Origin of the sequence: Candidatus Infernicultor aquiphilus, from assembly GCF_002784285.1 — a bacterium.
Classification (GTDB): domain Bacteria; phylum Atribacterota; class Phoenicimicrobiia; order Phoenicimicrobiales; family Phoenicimicrobiaceae; genus Infernicultor; species Infernicultor aquiphilus.
Genome location: NZ_PFKO01000102.1, coordinates 1 through 1,456 on the forward strand (window position 1 = coordinate 1; position 1,456 = coordinate 1,456).

Annotated in this window: 1 protein-coding gene; it reads left to right on the forward strand. The window is 36.7% G+C overall.

What is annotated here, in order from left to right:
- Nucleotides 1-360 precede the first annotated feature (360 nt).
- Entirely contained in the window at nt 361-1,407 is a 1,047-nt protein-coding gene (locus COZ07_RS02880) for an IS630 family transposase (protein ID WP_406607085.1), read from the forward strand.
- Nucleotides 1,408-1,456 lie beyond the last annotated feature (49 nt).

Genomic DNA, 1,456 nt, shown 5'->3' on the forward strand with positions numbered 1-1,456 from the left:
CCCGTAGTTTCAGCATTCTTAAATCTTGCTATGTCAGTTAGCGAGATGTAGTCATTCTCCTTCTCAGACAAATTTACCGCAATAACTTTACTGCCAATCTCAATTTTTTTCTTTTTCATATTTTTGTTTTTTTACCCCATTAAATTTCGCCTCGAAATATTTAACTGGGGTGTTTTAATTGTTTATAGTGATATAGTATCATTATAAACAAGTCTTGTCAATCCCCGCTTATTCGCCCCGCCAAATCCAACTTTGCCAATTCGCTTTCGACGAGTGCTTGATGATAAGTTTTGAGATAAAAAAATCCTTCCATATAGACATCACATTCCAATACTGGACTAAAAGTGGTATAATTTCAGGGTGAAACGCCAACAAAAACTAAAAGACAATCAAATAGCGGAACTCAAAGAATATTTGCGAACCAGCGAATCAAAAAAGGAAGCCTATCGCATCCAAGCTGTTTTAATGGTAAATAGGGATATGGATATTGAGATAATCAAAGAAATGACTGGATTTAGCCGTTCGCAGATCTTTGCCTTGCGAAGAAAATATTTAGACAAAGGCATAGCCTCCATCGAAGATCCGGCTCGTCACAATCCGAAGGAACTGCTAAACAAAAAAGATCGGGATGAAATTATTGAAACAATCAAAACCAAAAAACCCGAAGACATCGGGTATCACAGCGAATTTTGGACAACCGCCATGGTTGGCGATTGGATTAAGAAAAAATACAAGGTTAAATACAAATCCAAAACTTCGGTCTATCTGATTTTTAAGAAAGCTAGTTTTTCCTTCCATAAACCAGGCAGAATTTATCAAAAAAGAAATGAACAGGAAGTGCTTGAATTTCAAGAAAAAGCCAAGAAAATACTGGATAAAGCGTTAAGGGAAGAAAACACTGTCGTGCTTTGCGAAGACGAGATGGTTTTATCCACGCAAACTACTTTCCAAAAAATGTGGCTCAGAAAAAATGAATATCCGAAGATTGAAGTTTCCAATGACAAAAAAGCCCGCAGTGTTTACGGGTTTCTCAATATCAAAACCGGAGTCGAACATGCCTTTAAAAAAGATTGGCAAAACATGTTCATCACTGTCGATGTCTTGAAAAAATTAAGAAGGAAATATCCGAAAGAAAAACTATTAATTTTTTGGGATGGTGCCGGCTGGCACCGCGGCAGCGAAGTCAAGAAATTTATTGAAAAAGATGAAAATATCGAAACGGTTCATTTTCCCAGATATTCCCCGGAAGAAAATCCTCAGGAGCATGTCTGGAAAAGCGGACGCGCGCATGTGACGAATAATAGATATATTGAAGATATTGATAAAACTACGGATGATTTTGTGAAATATCTTAACAAAACAAAATTCAAATATTCCTTAATTGGCGTTAGTCCGATTTCGGAGTGAGAGATCTATACATCATACATTTCATTTATCAAGCTAATCACTTCCGGAC